15 protein-coding genes are annotated in these 17,830 nt (G+C 70.8%); 6 read left to right on the top strand and 9 right to left on the bottom strand.

Annotation, left to right across the window (positions count from 1 at the left end; all coding sequences use genetic code 11):
* Window positions 1-10 precede the first annotated feature (10 nt).
* Window positions 11-1,132 carry a mechanosensitive ion channel family protein gene (locus ACFVH0_RS11380; protein ID WP_385819353.1) on the bottom strand — a complete coding sequence of 374 codons (1,122 nt, stop codon included), beginning with the start codon at window positions 1,130-1,132 and terminating at the stop codon, window positions 11-13.
* A 37-nt stretch (window positions 1,133-1,169) separates the two neighbouring features.
* On the opposite strand from ACFVH0_RS11380, the gene ACFVH0_RS11375 reads away from it, so the two are divergent.
* Complete coding sequence (locus ACFVH0_RS11375) at window positions 1,170-1,748, top strand: dienelactone hydrolase family protein (protein WP_385819337.1); 579 nt, start codon at window positions 1,170-1,172, stop codon at window positions 1,746-1,748.
* A gap of 42 nt (window positions 1,749-1,790) precedes the next feature.
* On the opposite strand, the gene ACFVH0_RS11370 is transcribed toward ACFVH0_RS11375, so the two are convergent.
* From ACFVH0_RS11370 to ACFVH0_RS11350, 5 genes are all read right to left on the bottom strand, one after another.
* Window positions 1,791-2,759 carry a zinc metalloprotease gene (locus ACFVH0_RS11370; RefSeq protein WP_385819336.1) on the bottom strand — a complete coding sequence of 323 codons (969 nt, stop codon included), beginning with the start codon at window positions 2,757-2,759 and terminating at the stop codon, window positions 1,791-1,793.
* Between the two features lie 316 nt (window positions 2,760-3,075).
* Window positions 3,076-4,752, bottom strand: a complete 1,677-nt coding sequence (locus ACFVH0_RS11365) for an alkaline phosphatase D family protein (protein WP_385819335.1) — start codon at window positions 4,750-4,752, stop codon at window positions 3,076-3,078.
* 97 nt (window positions 4,753-4,849) lie between these two features.
* Window positions 4,850-5,665, bottom strand: coding sequence for a DsbA family protein (locus ACFVH0_RS11360; RefSeq protein WP_385819334.1), 816 nt, complete (start codon window positions 5,663-5,665; stop codon window positions 4,850-4,852).
* Window positions 5,666-5,713: 48 nt separating this feature from the next.
* Window positions 5,714-6,430: a hypothetical protein gene (locus ACFVH0_RS11355; RefSeq protein WP_385819333.1), complete on the bottom strand. Its 717-nt coding sequence runs from the start codon at window positions 6,428-6,430 to the stop codon at window positions 5,714-5,716.
* 60 nt (window positions 6,431-6,490) lie between these two features.
* Window positions 6,491-7,816: a DUF2252 domain-containing protein gene (locus tag ACFVH0_RS11350; RefSeq protein ID WP_385819332.1), complete on the bottom strand. Its 1,326-nt coding sequence runs from the start codon at window positions 7,814-7,816 to the stop codon at window positions 6,491-6,493.
* Between the two features lie 180 nt (window positions 7,817-7,996).
* Here ACFVH0_RS11350 and dnaE point away from each other — a divergent pair, with 180 nt between their 5' ends.
* Window positions 7,997-11,536 (top strand): DNA polymerase III subunit alpha, encoded by a 3,540-nt coding sequence (gene dnaE, locus ACFVH0_RS11345; protein WP_385819331.1) that lies wholly within the window; start codon window positions 7,997-7,999, stop codon window positions 11,534-11,536.
* Window positions 11,537-11,630: 94 nt separating this feature from the next.
* On the opposite strand, the gene ACFVH0_RS11340 is transcribed toward dnaE, so the two are convergent.
* Window positions 11,631-11,810 carry a hypothetical protein gene (locus tag ACFVH0_RS11340; protein WP_072483193.1) on the bottom strand — a complete coding sequence of 60 codons (180 nt, stop codon included), beginning with the start codon at window positions 11,808-11,810 and terminating at the stop codon, window positions 11,631-11,633.
* A 224-nt stretch (window positions 11,811-12,034) separates the two neighbouring features.
* On the opposite strand from ACFVH0_RS11340, the gene ACFVH0_RS11335 reads away from it, so the two are divergent.
* The 4 genes from ACFVH0_RS11335 (at window position 12,035) to ACFVH0_RS11320 (ending at window position 16,210) form a co-directional block, all read left to right on the top strand.
* On the top strand, window positions 12,035-13,318 hold the full coding sequence (locus ACFVH0_RS11335) for an NYN domain-containing protein (protein WP_385819330.1): 1,284 nt from the start codon (window positions 12,035-12,037) through the stop codon (window positions 13,316-13,318).
* A gap of 154 nt (window positions 13,319-13,472) precedes the next feature.
* Complete coding sequence (locus ACFVH0_RS11330) at window positions 13,473-14,447, top strand: ABC transporter ATP-binding protein (protein ID WP_385819352.1); 975 nt, start codon at window positions 13,473-13,475, stop codon at window positions 14,445-14,447.
* A gap of 181 nt (window positions 14,448-14,628) precedes the next feature.
* The gene (locus tag ACFVH0_RS11325; protein WP_385819351.1) at window positions 14,629-15,393 is read left to right on the top strand and encodes an ABC transporter permease; all 765 of its coding nucleotides are present in this window, start codon (window positions 14,629-14,631) and stop codon (window positions 15,391-15,393) included.
* A gap of 34 nt (window positions 15,394-15,427) precedes the next feature.
* Entirely contained in the window at window positions 15,428-16,210 is a 783-nt protein-coding gene (locus ACFVH0_RS11320; RefSeq protein ID WP_385819329.1) for an ABC transporter permease, read from the top strand.
* A 338-nt stretch (window positions 16,211-16,548) separates the two neighbouring features.
* On the opposite strand, the gene ybaK is transcribed toward ACFVH0_RS11320, so the two are convergent.
* Window positions 16,549-17,052 carry a Cys-tRNA(Pro) deacylase gene (ybaK, locus tag ACFVH0_RS11315; RefSeq protein ID WP_385819328.1) on the bottom strand — a complete coding sequence of 168 codons (504 nt, stop codon included), beginning with the start codon at window positions 17,050-17,052 and terminating at the stop codon, window positions 16,549-16,551.
* 32 nt (window positions 17,053-17,084) lie between these two features.
* Window positions 17,085-17,828: an LON peptidase substrate-binding domain-containing protein gene (locus ACFVH0_RS11310; protein WP_385819327.1), complete on the bottom strand. Its 744-nt coding sequence runs from the start codon at window positions 17,826-17,828 to the stop codon at window positions 17,085-17,087.
* Window positions 17,829-17,830: the final 2 nt, after the last annotated feature.

Here is a 17,830-nt window from a genome sequence, read left to right as displayed (position 1 = left end):
CCCCGGCCGGTCAGCCGAGTCCCGTGCGCGGCGATCTGTCCCGGTCCGACGGCTTCCCGAGCGCCGGGCGGTGCGGATCCGGCCACTCCTCGGGCGGCGGCGCCGCGGGCGCCGTCGCGATCCTCGGCAGCGCGTACGGATGGTGGTCGCGCAGCCAGCCGATGAGCTGTTCCCGTACGGCACAGCGCACCGTCCAGATGTCGCCCGAGTCCTTCGCCGTGACCACCGCGCGGACCAGGATCGTCGACGGTGTGGTGTCGGTGACGGCCAGGGACCAGTCACGGCCGTCCCAGGCGGCGCACTCGCCCAGGATGTCCCGCAGCTGCTCGCGCATCGCCTCGATCGGGGCCGAGTGGTCCAGGTGGAGGAAGACCGAGCCGGTCATCTGCGCGCCGCCGCGCGACCAGTTCTCGAACGGCTTGCTGGTGAAGTACGAGACCGGCATCGTGATCCGCCGCTCGTCCCAGGTCCGTACCGCGAGGAAGGTCAGCGTGATCTCCTCGATCGTGCCCCACTCGCCGTCCACCACCACCGTGTCACCGATGCGCACCATGTCGCCGAAGGCGATCTGCAGCCCCGCGAAGAGATTGCCGAGCGTCGACTGGGCGGCCACGCCCGCGACGATCCCGAGCACACCGGCCGAGGCCAGCATCGAGGTGCCGAACGTCCGCATCGCCGGGAACGTCAGCAGCATCGCGCCGATGGCGACCGTCGCCACGATCGCGGTGACCACCCGCTGGATCAGGGTCACCTGGGTCCGGACCCGCCGCACCCGCGCCGGATCGGGGGTGTTCGCGGCGTACCTCGCGTAGAGGGAGTCGACGACGGCCGTCGCGATCCGCACCACCAGCCAGGCCGACGCCCCGATCAGCACCAGCGACAGGACCTGGCCGATCCCCGCCCGGTGGTCCTCGACCAGTTCGAGCCGGGTGTGGGTGTACGAGCCCCGCAGCAGCGCCGCGCACAGCGTCAGCTGGAGCGGTATCCGGCAGCGCCGCAGCAGCCCCCACAACGGGGTGTCGGGGTGCCTGCCGTCGGCCCGTCTGAGCAGCAGATCGACCAGCCAGCCGACCAGCAGTGTGATCAGGGCCGAGCCGCCGACGACGATCAGCGGGCGCAGCACGTTCTCCATCCCGTCGTTCTCCATGCCCTCGACCGTAGCTGGCACCATGGGACTCATGAACATCATGCTTTTCCACTCGACGTACGGTCTGCGCCCCGCGGTGCACGCGGCGGCCGACCGGCTTCGTGCCGCCGGGCACGAAGTGCAGGTGCCCGATCTCTTCGAGGGGCACACGTTCGAGACCGTCGAGGAGGGCCTGGCCTTCAAGGAAGAGGTGGGCAAGGACGAACTGCTCAGGCGGGCCGTGCTGGCCGCTGCGCCCTACTCCGACCGGGGCCTGGTGTACGCCGGTTTCTCGTTCGGCGCCTCCACCGCGCAGACCCTGGCGCTCGGCGACGAGAAGGCCCGCGGTCTGCTGATGTTCCACGGCACCTCGGACATCGCCGAGAACGCGTCCGTGGACGAGCTGCCCGTGCAGCTGCACGTCGCCGACCCGGACCCGTTCGAGACGCACGACTGGCTGAACTCCTGGTACCTGCAGATGCAGCGGACCGGCGCCGATGTCGAGATCTACCGCTACCCGGGCGCCGGCCACCTCTTCACGGACCCCGAACTGCCCGACTTCGACCAGGCGTCGGCAGAGCTGGCCTGGAAGGTCGCGCTCGGTTTCCTCGCCACGCTGTGACGGAGCGAGGGGCCCCGCATCGCGCGGGGCCCCTCGGACGGGTCAGCCCCGGTACGCGGTCCAGCTGTCGCTCATCCGCTGGACCTGGCCCGCGGTGAACTGGGTCATGCACGAGTCGTACGTGTAGTCCATGAAGTTGTGGATCGGGTCGACCCCGGTCTTGTTGGTGCAGGTGTCGCGCCCGGTCGGGCACTCGTACGCGGCGCTCTTCTCGGCCGGGGTGTCGGCGACGTAGTCGCCGTTGCCGTTACAGCCGCCCTGGAAGGTGTGGTAGAGCCCCATCCAGTGGCCGACCTCGTGGGTGGCGGTGTCGCCCTCGTTGTAGTTGGTGGCGGAGCCACCGGGCAGCGAGGCGTCGAGCATGACCACGCCGTCGTCCGAGGGGTTGGACTTGTACGAGCTGGGGAAGGTGGCCCAGCCCAGCAGACCGCCGCCGAGGTCGGCGGTGTAGATGTTGAGGGCGTTCGCGCCGCCCTTGCGCAGCGAGGACTTCATGGCCGTCTCGGCGGCGGAGCCCGGGGAGACGCCGTTGTACCAGGAGCTGTTGTCCGTGTAGTCCGTGCCGGCCAGCGTGAACTGGAAGCCGGAGTTCGTGTTGCCCGAACCCTGTCCGCCGTAGGCGGCGTTCAGGACGTTCATCTGGCTGCTGATCGCGGAGGCGCTGAGCTTGCCGGTCGTCCCCGAGTGCACGACGTGGAAGTAGACCGGGATGGTCGCGCCCGCGGCGAGCGAGGGACCGCTGACCCGGCGGTCCGCGAGTCTCTGCTTCAACTGCGCGTCCATGGCCTTGGCCTGGCTCGCGGTCAGCTCATTGGGGTCGTCGGTGTGGGCGGCGCCCGCGGGGCGGGCCTCGCGCGCCGTGGCGCTGGTGCCGGCCTCGTCCCCGCACTTCTGGGCGGCGGACGCGGAGCTCTTGGGGGCGGCCGAGGCGGTGGAGCCGGAGGGGGCGGAGAGCGGTGCCAGGGCCAGGGTTCCGGCCAGGACGGCGGTGCCGATCGCACGGTTTCGCATACGCGGCGATATACGGACAAGAGCGCGCACGGGGGACTCCTCGCGGATGTGTGGGGGGAGGCATTTCCTCACCCGCCGCCGGGAGGTTACGTGCGCATGTCAGGTCCCGAGGAGGAATGATCAGGCCCAATCGGCTATTCGCCAAAGGGTGGAAACCGGGCGGAATCTTCTTCGTGTTCCAGAGTTTGGGACGGCGACGTAACCGTAGGCGTTACCCCGGCGGGCGGTGTGTCCCCATTCGGTCCATGGGACACACCACCCGCCGTAGCGACGTAATGCGCCGTCAACATATGAGGGAGTGGCCGAAAATAGTGCCTCAGTGCACCGGGCGGTCCACCCGCTCGATCTTCTGTGTCCCGCTCAGCGTCCGGTACGAACGCGTCCAGGCGGAGGTCGCGTCCCGCTTCGTCCGGTCGGAGACGGCGTAGTAGTCCATCTGCGAGCGTTCGGCGGTCACGTCCAGGACGCCGTAGCCGTGCGAGTCCATGTCCACCCACTTCACATGACGGTTGGCGGCCTTCACCGCGGCGGCCGCGACCACCGAGACCGTCTGCGGTGCCACATGCAGGATGTCGTCGATGTTGTCCGAGGTCACCGACGTCACCACGAACTCCGTGGCGGCCGACTCGGAGAGCGGATACGTCGCCGCCTTCACCGGAACGTCGTTGGCCCAGGCCATGTGGATGTCACCGGTCAGGAAGACCGTGTTGGTGATCGACCGGTCCCGCAGGTGGGTGATCAGCTCCTTGCGGTCGTCCGTGTAGCCGTCCCACTGGTCGACGTTGACGGCCAGGCCCTCCTTGGGCAGCCCCAGCAACTCGGCCAGCGGCTCCAGCAGATGGGCCGGCACGGAGCCGAACGCGACCGGCGAGATCATCACCGACGTGCCGACCAGCTTCCAGGCGGCGTCCGAGCCGGCCAGTCCCGACTTCAGCCAGTCCAGCTGTGCCCGCCCGGTGATGCTGCGCTCCGGGTCGTCGACCGCGCCGCTGCCGATCCCCGCCTGCTGGGAGCGGAAGCTGCGCAGGTCGAGGAGGTGGAGATCGGCCAGGTTGCCGAAGCGCAGCCGGCGGTAGACGGTGCCCTCGGTGGAGGCGCGGACCGGCATCCACTCGAAGTACGCCTGCTTGGCGCCCGCGACCCGGTCCGCCCAGACGCCCTCGGTGCCCGGCGTGTGGTTCTCGGCCCCGCCCGACCAGGCGTCGTTGGCGAACTCGTGGTCGTCCCAGATCGCGATCACCGGATGCGTGGCGTGCAGCGTCTGGAGGTCGGGGTCCGTCTTGTACGTGGCGTGCCGGGTGCGGTAGTCGGCGAGCGTGAGGATCTCGTGGATCGGCGCGTGCTGCCGTACGACGTACCTCGCGTCCGGGTAGCTGCCCGACGCGTACTCGTAGATGTAGTCCCCGAGGTGGAGCACCGCGTCCAGGTCGGCGCGGGCGGCGAGGTGGCGGTACGGGGAGAAGTACCCGGCCTCCCAGTTGGCGCAGGACACCACGCCGAAGCGCACGCCGGGCGTGGCGGCACCGGCCGCCGGCGCCGTCCGGGTGCGGCCGGCCGGGGAGACGGTCCGCGTGCCCTCGCCCGCCGGGAACTCGCCCGCCGAGAAGCGGAACCAGTACGCGGTGGCGGGGGCCAGGCCCCGCACATCGGCCTTGACCGTGTGGTCGGACGCGGCCTTCGCGACGGTCGTGCCGTGGGCGACGATCCGGGTGAAGTCCTTGTCCTCGGCGACCTCCCAGCGCACCGCCGTATCGGCGCCGCGGCCCGAACCGGGTATCGCGTCGGGGGACGGGGTGACGCGGGTCCAGAGCAGGATGCCGTCGGGGAGGGGATCGCCGGAGGCGACGCCGTGCAGGAAGGCGGGGCCGTCCGCGGCGCGGGCGGCGGTGGCGGAGCCCAGCACCGGGGCCGCGACGGCGGTGGCGGCGGCGGCCTTGACGACTGTGCGGCGGCTGGGGGCGGAGAACGGCGAGGAATCGCGTCGACTGGTCACGGGGCAGCACCCTACTGACCGGTAAGCCGAACGGGCAGGCGAACGAAGGAAGTTCGCCTGCCCGTCGGGGAGTCGCTGCCGGGATGTCGCCGGCCGGTCAGCCCTTCAGCGCGGCCGTGATCGCGGAGTTGTAGGCCTCCACCGTCATCGGGGCGTTCTCGCTCTGGCCGTCGGTGAGCGCCTTGCCGTTCATCTTCAGCGTCGGGGTGCCCCGCACGCCGCTCTTGTCGAACGCCTCGGACATCTTCATCGCCCAGCTGTCGAACGTGCCGTCCTTGACGTTCTTCTGGAAGGCCGCGTTGCCCTTCAGCGCGTCCACCGAGTCGGCGACCTTGATCAGGTAGGAGTCGTCCTTGAACTTGTCGACGGTCTCCTCCGGGTGGTACTTCGCGGAGTAGAGCGCGTACTTGTAGTCGAGGAAGGCCTCCGGGCTGACATCGAGCGCCGCGCCGAGCGCGCTCAGGGCGTTCTTCGAGCCCTCGCCGTTGGCCGCGTTGTCGATGAACGTGGCGCCGATGTACTTGATCTTGTACTTGCCGGCGTCGACGTCCTTGTGCACCGTCTCGCCGACGGTCTGCTCGAACGTGGCGCAGACCGGGCAGCGCGAGTCCTCGTACAGCTCCAGGGTCTTCTTGGCGGTCGACTTGCCGATGACGACCGTGGTGCCGTCCTCGCCCGAGGTGTTCTTCGGCGCGGTCACGTTCTTCGCGTCCTTGGCCGCCTCCCAGTGGGACGGCTTGTTCAGCTGCATGATGCCCCAGGTGACGCCACCCACGACGGCCAGCACGCCGACGATCGAGACGCCGACGATGATCTGGCGGCGGGCCTTGTCCTTCTTGGCCTGGCGCTCGCGCTCGGCGCGCAGCCGCTCGCGGGCCGCCGCCTTGTTGGCCTGGGTGTTGCGCTTGCTCATGTCCGTATCTCCATGGTGTGAGGGGTCTGTCGTAGGGGACGTGCGTGCTCAGGCGATGGCGAAGGCCGAGCGCGGTGGTCCCCTGCGTCCCACGGAGTGCACGAGCAGACGGATGTGTACGAGCAGATGCGGGCCGTGCCCGGCGGGCCGCGTCCGGCGGCGGGCCGGGCGGGCCGTACCGACCACGGCGACCGCGATCAGCAGCGGCCGGAACGCCAGGAGTGCGGCCGCCTCCAGCAGACCGGCCAGCGCGGACTCGCCCCGCCGGAGCCAGGCCGCGGCGAGCAGGCCGACCGACACATGGGCGGCGAGCAGCAGCCACGGCACCGCGGGACCGGGCGAGGCCAGCAGCGCGGCCGTGGTGTGTCCGGCATCGGTCACCGAGGCGAGCGGGTCGACCTCGGCACCGGCCCGAGCCGCGCCGGTGCCGACCATGCCGCCGCACAGCACATCGACGCCGACCGAGCGCAGCGGCCCCGCGATCGGCCCGCCGGCCGCGCCGTAACAGACGTGCTGACCGGTGGTGAAGACGGTGTCGGCGGCCAGCTCCAGCGGGACCAGCAGCCCGGCGATCGCCCCGAAGCCGCGCTCCCGGCCGGCCAGCGCGTACGCCACGGCGAAGACCACACCGGCCGGCAGGGCGACGGCGGTCAGCGGCAGCGGGACCTGGGAGAGCAGCACATGGGACGCAGCGGAGAGCGTCACGACGAGCGCCGTGAAAAGCGCCGCGCGAACGACTCTGAGCTGCGTCCCGGATATGTCCATCGCCGAGGAGTGTCGCATGCGAACCTGTAAGTGACCCCTAAAGGGACGGGACCGCGGGGTCTAGAGGCCCGGAATGCGGCCGTTGCGGAAGAGATCCACGAAGATCTGGTGGTCGGCGCGGGCCCGGGCGCCGTAGCTGTGGGCGAAGTCCACCAGCAGGTCGGCGAAGCCCTCCTCGTCGGCCGCGATCGCCGCGTCGATCGCCCGCTCGGTGGAGAACGGCACCAGCGAGTGACCGCTCTCGTCGTCCGCCGCGGAGTGCATCGTCGCCGTCGCCCGGCCGAGATCGGCGACGACCGCCGCGATCTCCTCCGGCTCGTCGATGTCGGACCAGTTCAGATCGACCGCGTACGGGGACACCTCGGCGACCAGCTGCCCCGCCCCGTCCAGCTCGGTCCAGCCCAGCCACGGGTCGGCGTGCGCCTGCAGGGCACGCTGCGAGATCACGGTTCGGTGGCCCTCGTGCTGGAAGTAGCCGCGCACCGCCGCGTCGGTGATGTGCCGGGAGACGGCGGGCGTCTGCGCCTGCTTGAGGTAGATCACCACATCGTTCTCCAGGGCGTCGCTGTTGCCCTCCAGGAGGATGTTGTACGAGGGCAGCCCGGCCGAACCGATGCCGATGCCGCGACGGCCGACGACATCCTTCACCCGGTAGGAGTCCGGGCGGGTCAGGCTCGACTCCGGCAGCGTCTCCAGATAGCCGTCGAAGGCGGCCAGCACCTTGTAGCGCGTCGCCGCGTCCAGATCGATGGAGCCGCCGCCCGGGGCGAACCGGCGCTCGAAGTCCCGGATCTCCGTCATCGAGTCCAGCAGGGAGAACCGGGTCAGCGAGCGGGCGTCACGCAGCGCGTCCAGCAGCGGACCCTCGGCGGTGTCCAGCGTGAACGGCGGCAGCTCGTCGTTCTTCGCGCCCGTCGCCAGCGCGTGGATCCGCTCCCGGTAGGCGGCGGCGTAGACCCGCACCAGCTCGCTGATCTGCTCGTCGCCCAGTGCCTTCGCGTACCCGATCAGGGCGACGGAGGCGGCGAACCGCTTGAGGTCCCAGGTGAACGGGCCGACGTACGCCTCGTCGAAGTCGTTCACGTTGAAGATCAGCCGGCCGTTGGCGTCCATGTAGGTGCCGAAATTCTCCGCGTGCAGATCGCCGTGGATCCACACCCGGCCGGTCCTCTCGTCCAGGTACGGGCCGCCGTGCCGCTCCCGCTCCAGGTCGTTGTAGAACAGGCACGCCGTGCCCCGGTAGAAGGCGAAGGCCGAGCCCGCCATCTTGCGGAACTTGACCCGGAAGGCAGCCGGATCGGCGGCCAGAAGCTCCCCGAAAGCGGTGTCGAAAACCTCAAGAATCTGCTCCCCGCGCTGTGCTGCGCCGGTCTGCGCTTCCGACATCTCTGGGTGCCTCCTGGTACCTGACGTGAATGACAGACGTGCATGACAAATGGGACGGGCGTCTCAGCCCTACAACGCGTGACCGTACCCGGGAGTGCCCGTCGTTCGGCACCTCGAAGACGTAGACTTCCACGCTGTCCCCCCAGCCCGTCATCGCCCGTTTCCCGGAGGCACAGCGCCGTGACCAAGCCGCCATTCACGCACCTTCACGTCCACACCCAGTACTCGCTGCTGGACGGTGCCGCGCGGCTCAAGGACATGTTCGCTGCCTGTAATGAAATGGGCATGTCGCACATCGCGATGACGGACCACGGCAACCTGCACGGCGCCTACGACTTCTTCCACTCGGCGCAGAAGGCGGGCGTCACGCCGATCATCGGCATCGAGGCGTACGTCGCCCCCGAGTCGCGCAAGCACAAGCGGAAGATCCAGTGGGGCCAGCCGCACCAGAAGCGCGACGACGTCTCGGGTTCCGGCGGTTACACCCACAAGACGATCTGGGCGTCCAACGCGAAGGGCCTGCACAACCTCTTCAAGCTGTCCTCGGACGCGTACGCCGAGGGCTGGCTGCAGAAGTGGCCGCGCATGGACAAGGAGACCATCGCCCAGTGGTCCGAGGGCCTGATCGCGTCCACCGGCTGCCCCTCGGGCGAGGTGCAGACCCGGCTGCGGCTCGGCCAGTTCGACGAGGCGGTCCAGGCCGCCTCCGACTACAAGGACATCTTCGGCGAGGGCAAGTATTTCCTGGAGCTGATGGACCACGGCATCGAGATCGAGCGACGGGTCCGTGACGGGCTCCTCGAAATCGGCAAGAAGCTGAACATCCCGCCGCTGGTGACCAACGACTCGCACTACACCTACGCGCACGAGGCCACCGCGCACGACGCCCTGCTCTGCATCCAGACCGGCAAGAACCTCTCCGACCCGGACCGCTTCCGCTTCGACGGCACCGGCTACTACCTCAAGACGACCGACGAGATGTACGCCGTCGACTCCTCCGACGCCTGGCAGGAGGGCTGCGCCAACACCCTGCTGGTCGCGCAGCAGATCGACACCACCGGCATGTTCGAGAAGCGCGACCTGATGCCGAAGTTCGACATCCCGGACGGCTTCACGGAGATCACCTGGTTCCAGGAAGAGGTCCGCGTCGGCATGAACCGGCGCTTCCCGGGCGGTGTCCCCGAGGACCGGCAGAAGCAGGTCGAGTACGAGATGGACATCATCATCCAGATGGGGTTCCCGGGGTACTTCCTGGTCGTCGCCGACTTCATCATGTGGGCGAAGAACAACGGCATCGCGGTCGGCCCCGGCCGAGGCTCCGCCGCCGGTTCGATCGTGGCGTACGCGATGGGCATCACCGACCTCGACCCGATCGAGCACGGACTGATCTTCGAGCGGTTCCTCAACCCCGAGCGCGTCTCCATGCCCGACGTCGACATCGACTTCGACGAGCGTCGGCGCGTCGAAGTGATCAGGTACGTGACGGAGAAGTACGGCGCCGACAAGGTCGCCATGATCGGCACGTACGGAAAGATCAAGGCGAAGAACGCCATCAAGGACTCCGCCCGGGTCCTCGGCTACCCGTACGCGATGGGCGACCGGCTCACCAAGGCCATGCCCGCCGACGTCCTCGGCAAGGGCATCGACCTCAACGGCATCACCGACCCCAAGCACCCGCGCTACAGCGAGGCGGGCGAGATCCGGGGGATGTACGAGAACGAGCCGGACGTCAAGAAGGTCATCGACACCGCGAAGGGCGTCGAGGGCCTGGTCCGGCAGATGGGCGTGCACGCCGCCGGCGTCATCATGTCCAGCGAGCCGATCGTCGACCACGCCCCGATCTGGGTGCGGCACACCGACGGCGTCACCATCACGCAGTGGGACTACCCGCAGTGCGAGTCGCTCGGCCTGCTGAAGATGGACTTCCTGGGCCTGCGAAACCTCACCATCATGGACGACGCCGTGAAGATGGTGGAGTCCAACAAGGGCGTCAAGCTGGACCTGCTCGGCCTCCCGCTGGACGACCCCAAGACCTACGAAATGCTCTGCCGCGGTGACACGCTCGGCGTGTTCCAGTTCGACGGCGGCCCGATGCGCTCCCTGCTGCGTCAGATGCAGCCCGACAACTTCGAGGACATTTCCGCCGTCTCGGCCCTGTACCGGCCGGGCCCGATGGGCATGAACTCGCACACGAACTACGCCGAGCGCAAGAACGGCCGCCAGGAGATCACCCCGATCCACCCGGAGCTGGAGGAGCCGCTCAAGGAGGTTCTCGGCCTCACCTACGGCCTGATCGTGTACCAGGAGCAGGTGCAGAAGGCCGCCCAGATCGTCGCCGGCTACTCGCTCGGCGAGGCCGACATCCTGCGCCGCGTGATGGGCAAGAAGAAGCCCGAGGAGCTGGCGAAGAACTTCGTCCTCTTCGAGGCGGGTGCCAAGGAGAAGGGCTTCTCCGACGCCGCGATCAAGGCCCTGTGGGACGTGCTGGTCCCGTTCGCCGGCTACGCGTTCAACAAGGCGCACTCCTCCGCGTACGGCCTGGTCACCTACTGGACCGCGTACCTCAAGGCGAACTACCCCGCCGAGTACATGGCGGCGCTGCTGACCTCGGTCAAGGACGACAAGGACAAGTCGGCGGTCTACCTCAATGAGTGCCGCCGCATGGGCATCAAGGTGCTGCCGCCCAATGTGAACGAGTCCCTGTCGAACTTCGCCGCCCAGGGCGACGACGTGATCCTCTTCGGCCTCACCGCCGTGCGCAACGTCGGCCAGAACGTCGTCGACTCGATCATCCGGTGCCGCAAGGCGAAGGGGAAGTACAGCACGTTCCCCGACTTCCTGGACAAGGTCGAGGCGGTCGTCTGCAACAAGCGCACCGTCGAATCGCTGATCAAGGCCGGCGCCTTCGACGAGATGGGCCACACCCGCAAGGGCCTGGTCGCCCACCACGAACCCATGATCGACAACGTGGTGCAGGTCAAGCGCAAGGAAGCCGAGGGGCAGTTCGACCTCTTCGGCGGCATGGGCGAGGAGGAGAGCGACGAGCCGGGCTTCGGGCTCGACGTGGAGTTCTCCGACATCGAGTGGGAGAAGTCCTACCTGCTGGCCCAGGAGCGCGAGATGCTCGGGCTGTACGTCTCCGACCACCCGCTCTTCGGCCTGGAGCACGTGCTGTCCGACAAGGCGGACTCCTCGATCTCCCAGCTGACCGGCGGTGAGCACGCCGACGGCGCCATCGTCACCGTCGGCGGCATCATCTCCGGCCTCCAGCGCAAGATGACCAAGCAGGGCAACGCCTGGGCCATCGCCACCGTCGAGGACCTGGCCGGTTCCATCGAGTGCATGTTCTTCCCGGCCACCTACCAGCTGGTCTCCACCCAGCTCGTCGAGGACACCGTCGTCTTCGTCAAGGGACGCCTCGACAAGCGGGAGGACGTGCCCCGGCTGGTCGCCATGGAGATGCAGGTGCCCGACATCTCGTCGGCCGGCACCAATGCCCCCGTGGTGCTGACCATCCCCACCGTCAAGATCACCCCGCCCATGGTCAGCCGCCTCGGCGAGGTCCTCAGCAGCCACCGCGGCGACACCGAGGTACGGATCAAGCTCCAGGGCCCCCGCAAGACCACGGTGCTCCGGCTCGACCGGCACCGGGTCAAGCCCGACCCGGCGCTCTTCGGTGACCTGAAGGTGCTGCTCGGCCCGTCCTGCCTGGCCGGCTGAGGCACGGGATCAGACGTACGAGAGGGGCGCCCCGCGAAAGCGGGAGCGCCCCTCTCGGCCACCCGGCCCGCGACCGGACCGGAAAGGTCTCCGGTCAGTTGTGACCGAAGCGCCGCTGGTGCTTACGGGCAACATCAGCAGGGCTGCCCTGGGCTTGCGACTGAGGCTGTATCTGGGACTCGTACGCGGTCGTCTTCGCCTCTTCCGCACCGCGCTCCGGACCGGACGCGCGGTTCTGCTGGCTGCCCTGCTTGCGGTTCTTGTTCTTGGCCATGGTGTTCCTCCTGTGGGGACTCTCGGGGCCAGGACCGCGTTCAGATTCACATAGCGGGATGAAGCGTGCATTTTGGATCATTACCGTGCGTAGCGGGGGTGCGTGACGCGCCGTTTTCCGGATCCGCCACGCCGATGATCGAGTTCCGGCCGTCAAGCCCTGCGCGGTCGGGCAGACTCGAAGGAAACCCTGGGCAAAGACCGCACCCGAACTTCTGGAAGAGGGTGGATCGCGTGGACCGTTGCGTCGTCCTGGTGGACGCCGGCTACTTGCTGGGCGCAGCCGCGAGCCTGCTGGCCGGAGAGCCCGCCCGTTCCCGCATCACGGTCGACCACGCGGCCCTCATCCGGGGTCTGCGCGAGCGGGCCGAGGCCGACACGGAGCAGCCGCTGCTGCGGATCTACTGGTTCGACGGCGCCCCCGACCGGGTGCCGCAGCCCGAGCACCGCAGACTGCGCGTGATGCCCCGGGTCACCGTCCGGCTGGGCGCTCTCACCCGCAGTGACGGGCGCTGGGCGCAGAAGGGCGTCGACGCCGCGATGCACGCCGAGCTCACCGAACTGGCCAGGAACCGGGCCTGTTCCGACGTGGTGCTGGTGACCGGCGACGGCGATCTGCTGCCCGGCCTGATGTCCGCCAAGGAACACGGCGTCGCCGTGCATCTGTGGGCCGTCCAGGCCGCCGACGGCGACTACAACCAGTCCGAGGACCTGGTGGCCGAGGCCGACGAACGAAGGGTGCTCGACCGGGCCTGGATCACCCAGGCGGTACGGGCCAAGGAGACCGGCGGCGTCTGCGCACCGCCCCCCGTGCCCCGTCCGGAGATCGCCGCGATCCTCTCCGCGCCGCTGCCCGAGGCCGCCCTCGCCGCCTCCGCCGAGCGTGCCTCGGAGGCCCAGGCCGCGGCCGCCGCGGGCGGCGCCTCGGCCCGGCCCGAGGAGGACACCGCCACCGACCGCCCCGGGCACGGCGGCCGGGGCGTCCCCACCCCCAAGGACCTGGCGGGCAGCCTGCGCGGCCCCGGCGCCCAGCCCGACCGGCACCTCCCGCAGCCCTCGCCCGCCGGCGCGACCCTGCGCTGGTCCTCCGACAAGAGCTGGGCGGAGCGCGGCGGACCGCTGGGCGAGCCCGCCGAGACCGCCTCGCTGCCGACACTGGCCCAGCTCACCAGCGCCGAGCAGCGCTGGGCGGACCGCGAGGAGGACATCACCACCGTCGGCGGTGACCCCTTCGAGGTCGGCCAGGTCTTCGCCCGTCGCTGGATGGAGCGACTCCCGGAGACCGTCCATCTGCAGAAGCTCTCGACCATGTATCCGCGCATCCCGCACCGCATCGACGGCGAACTGCTGCGTTACGCGGCCCGGTTCGGCCTGCTCGCCCACAAGGACGACCAGATCGACGAACACGACCGCTATGCGATCCGAGCGGGATTCTGGCGGGAGATCGATGTACGGGCCGCGGCCGAGCACACCCCCGCGGCGGAGCGGACGACCCCGTCCGCCGGCTGACGGCCGGGCTGGGCCGCGGGCGGGCCGACCGGCCGCGGATCACCGTCCCGGGGCCCCTCCGGCGTGGCCCCGGGCGCAATACGGGGCATCCGACCCCGTACCCTCGTACCTCGTGAGTACGGGCACAGCACAGGCGCAGCCGGCGACCGGGACCGTGTGCGCGGTGCGTGATCTGGTCAAGACCTATCCCGCAGCCCGCGGCCGCCGCGGTACCCCCGCCACACCCGAGGTGCGTGCCACCGACGGGATCAGCCTGGACGTGCGGCGTGGCGAGATCTTCGGGCTCCTCGGCCCCAACGGCGCCGGGAAATCCACCCTGGTACGGCAGCTCACCGGGCTGATGCGCCCCGACTCCGGCAGCGTCACCGTGCTGGGCCACGACCTCGTACGCCACCCGGAGCGCGCCTCCCGGCTGATCGGCTACCTCGGGCAGGAGTCCACCGCCCTCGACGAGCTGACCGTGTCGCTCGCCGCCGAGACCACCGGACGGCTGCGCGGCCTCACCGCGGCGGACGCCCGCGCCGAACGCGACACCGTGCTCGGCGAACTCGGCCTCACCGAGATCGCCGGACGCCCCCTGAAGAAGCTTTCCGGCGGACAGCGACGGCTCGCCTGCTTCGCCGCCGCGCTGGTCGGGGAGCGGCCGGTGCTGGTGCTGGACGAGCCGACCACCGGCATGGACCCCGTGGCCCGGCGGGCCGTCTGGGCCGCCGTGGACCGGCGCCGGGCCGAGCGGGGTACGACGGTGCTGCTCGTCACCCACAACGTCATCGAGGCCGAGACGGTCCTCGACCGGGTCGCCGTGATCGAACGCGGCCGGGTCATCGCCTGCGACACCCCGACCGGGCTCAAGGAACGTGTCGCGGGCGAGGTCCGGGTGGAGCTGGTGTGGCGCGACCGGGCGCCCCTCGACGTACCCGAGGTGGCCGCGCTGCGCGGCTCCGCCCAGGAGTCCGGGCGGCGCTGGGTGCTGCGGCTCGGCCCCGACGAGGCGCGGGCGGCGGTCGCCGCGGTGACCGGCGGCGCGGCCTTCGCCGCACTGGACGACTTCACGCTGGCGACGCCCAGCCTGGAGGACGTCTATCTCGCGCTCGGCGGGGACGCGACCAAGGGGCTGGTGAAGTCATGACCGGGGCGAGCGGGGCAGCCGGGGCGAGCGGGACGACCGGGTGCGGGTGCGCGGCCGGGCAGGGAGCGAACAGGAGCAGCGCCAGGTGACGAGCATCGTTCCCGCGCAGGCGGTGACCGGACCCGTCCGGACCGCGCAGGACGGCCCCGCGGGTCTCCTCGGCGACGGCTCCGGCCACGAGGTGGCGGCGCCGGCGCCGCTCGCCCCGCGGGCCAGGCTGTTCCCCTCGCTCGCGGCGGTCTACCGCGCGCAGCTGTCCAGGGCGAGGGTCGCCCGTATCCCGCTGCTCTTCGTCGCGACCTTCCAGTCCGTCGGGATCATGGTGCTGATGCGCGGGGTGGTCGACGGCGGCTCCGAGGCGCGGGCCGTCGTCGCCGGTTCCAGCGTCCTCGTCGTGGCCTTCGTGGCGCTCAATCTCCTCGCCCAGTACTTCGGGCAGCTGCGGGCCGGCGGCGGGCTCGACCACTACGCGACCCTGCCGGTGCCGCCCGCCTCGGTGGTGCTCGGCGCGGCCGGGGCGTACGCCTCCTTCACCGTGCCCGGCACGATCGTCACGGCCGTGACCGGCAGCGTGATGTTCGGGCTGCCGCTGACGCATCTGTGGGTGCTCGTCGCCGTCATCCCGCTCTCCGGGGCGGCGCTCTCCGGGCTGGGCGCGGCGCTGGGGCTGCTCGCGCCCCGGCAGGAGCTGGCCACGCTGCTCGGCCAGCTGGGCATGTCGGCGGCGCTGCTGCTCGGTGTGCTGCCCGCCGACCGGCTGCCGACGCCGGTCGGCTGGGCGCGAGATCTGCTGCCCTCCACCTACGGCGTCGAGGCGCTCGCGCGCTCCTTCGACGCGCACCCGGACTGGGTGGTCGTCGCGCTGGACCTCGCCGTCTGCGCGGTGGTCGGCGTCCTCTCGCTGGCCGTGGCGACCTGGGCGTACCGCAGGGCAGCGGTCCGGTGAGGCGCGGTGCGGGGGCGCCTGGCACGATGGCACGGTGACCGCACCTCTGACGCCGCCTCACCAGCCCTCGTCCAACGATCCCTGGCAGACCCCGCCGAACTGGGGTGGCCCGGGGGGATCCGGCGGGCCCGGTCGGCCCGGTGGTCCGGGTGGAGCCGGTGGGTACCACCCGGGGACCTTGCTGGAGTCGCAGGAGGAGAAGGACCTCGGGCCGGATCTGCGGCGGGCCGCGATCGTCACCGCTCTGGTGACCGTCTCGGGCATCGCGCTCGGGCTCCTGTGGCTGTGGCTGGCGCCCAGGGTTCCGCTGATCTCCGACAGCACCGCCGTCTTCCTGAACGACAGCGAGGGCGAGGAGGCGATCGGCGCCGACGGTACGTTCGTGCTGCTGGGGCTGGCCTTCGGGGCGCTCTCCGCGGCGCTGGTCTTCTGGTTCCAGCGGCGCGGCGGCATCGCGCTGGTGGTGGGGCTCGCGCTGGGCGGGCTGCTCGGTTCGCTGCTGGCCTGGCGGCTCGGGGTGTGGCTCGGGCCGACCCAGGACGTGGTCGCGCACGCGCGGGCGGTCGGCAAGGGCGTGGTCTTCGACGCGCCGCTCCAGCTGCGGGCGAAGGGGGCGCTGCTGGCCTGGCCGCTGGGGGCGATGGCGGTGCATCTCGGGCTGACGGCGCTGTTCGGGCCGCGGGATCCGGAGCCGGAGTGGGGCGCGTTTCCGTTTCCTGGTGCGCCGGGGGCGCCTGGGGCGCCGGGGAACGGGGCCGGGGGGTCTGCGGGGGAGGGTGCGCCGCCCGTGCCGCCCGTGCCGCCCGCGAAGCCGTAGCCGTTCGTAGCCGCAGACGTAGTCGTAGGGTCGGTGGGTGGGTGTGGTTGGCCTGCGGGTGGGTGGGGTGCCGCTGCGCGGGGCCTGTCCCCTACCCGCCCCTTCCCGAACCGGGGCTCTGCCCCGGACCCCGGTCCTCAATCGCCGGACGGGCTCAGAAGTGCGGGCAGCTGCGCCCCGCCGGGCCGGTCTGCGCCGGCGGCGACCGAGGGATGGGGGGCTTGAAGGCCGGGAAGTGCCCCCCCGGCCAGTCTCCGTGAGGAGCGACCGGTGGAAGGGAGCTGGAGGCCGGGCGGCGCCCCCCCCGCCGGGCTCCGTGAGGAGTGGCCCGGGTGGGTTCAGGCGCGGCCGATGTCCGCGAATACCGCGTTCGTCAATGAGGCCAGGTCCGTCGGGGAGAGTTCCACTTCCAGGCCGCGGCGGCCCGCCGAGACGCAGATCGTGTCGTGGGACCGTGCCGACGCGTCCAGCACCGTGCGCAGCCGCTTCCGCTGGCCCAGGGGGGAGATGCCGCCGCGCACGTAGCCGGTGGTGCGTTCCGCGGCCGTCGGGTCGGCCATGGTGGCCCGTTTGCCGTTCACCGCGGCGGCCAGGGCCTTGAGGTCCAGTGAGCCGGCCACCGGGACCACCGCCACGGTCAGCGTGCCGTCGACGTCCGCCACAAGGGTCTTGAAGACCCGGTCGGGCGAGACGCCCAGGGCCTCGGCCGCCTCCTCGCCGTAGGAGGCGGAGGCCGGGTCGTGGTCGTAGGCGTGGACGGTGAACGCCGTGCCGGCCGCGGTCAGGGCGACCGTGGCCGGTGTGCCGCCGGACTGTTGCTGTTTCTTGGGCTTCTTCGCCACGGGGACGGGTCCTCGGTCGATCGGTGGTCGGATCAGTTGGGGTGGGTCGGGGAGCGGGTCAGATCCACCGCGGGCAGCGAAGGCAGATGGCGGATGACCGCGGTCTCGGCGCGCAGCAGCGTCAGTTCCTCGCGCAGCCGGGTCGCGGTGTCGGGTGCCTGGAGCAGCCGTTGCCTGGTCGGGACGTCCAGGACGGCCGCCGCCGCGACCAGGTACGAGATGACGGAGGGGTCGTCGGGAAGGTCCGCGCCGGTCGTCAGGGACCGTTCGCTCGCCCCGGCCAGCCGCTTCTGGTAGCTGCGGAAGGCCCGCAGTACGCCCTCGGCCAGCGCCCCCGCCTCCTCGCCGGTCTCCTCGTCCAGCTCTTCGAGCTCGGCCGTCAGATAGGGGCCGCTCGCCTCCACGGAGAGCAGCTTGACCCGGGTGGTACCGGTCGCCAGGACCTCGAAGCTGCCGTCCGGCCGTTCCCGGATCTTCGCCGCGTCGGCGACGCAGCCGACCCGGTGGAAGGTCTGCACCGGATCGGGGCCGAAGCCGTCCGCGGGGCCCCGCTCGGCGGGGACGGTCACCGCGTCGGGCATTCCGGCACCCGTCGGGGCGGTCTCGCGGCCGTCGCGGATCGCGACCACGGCGAACCGGCGGGGTTCGTCCTCGTCGGTCTTCAGGAGCTCGCGCATCATGGCGCGATATCGCTCCTCGAAGACGTTCAGCGGCAGCACGAGGCCGGGGAACAGCACCGCGTTCAGCGGGAACAGAGGCAGGCGAGCGGTGGTCACAA

Source organism: Streptomyces sp. NPDC127117 (assembly GCF_042677325.1).
Taxonomy (GTDB): Bacteria; Actinomycetota; Actinomycetes; order Streptomycetales; family Streptomycetaceae; genus Streptomyces.
The sequence above is the reverse complement of the archived record's forward strand: the minus strand, read 5'-3'. Positions and strand labels throughout refer to the sequence as shown.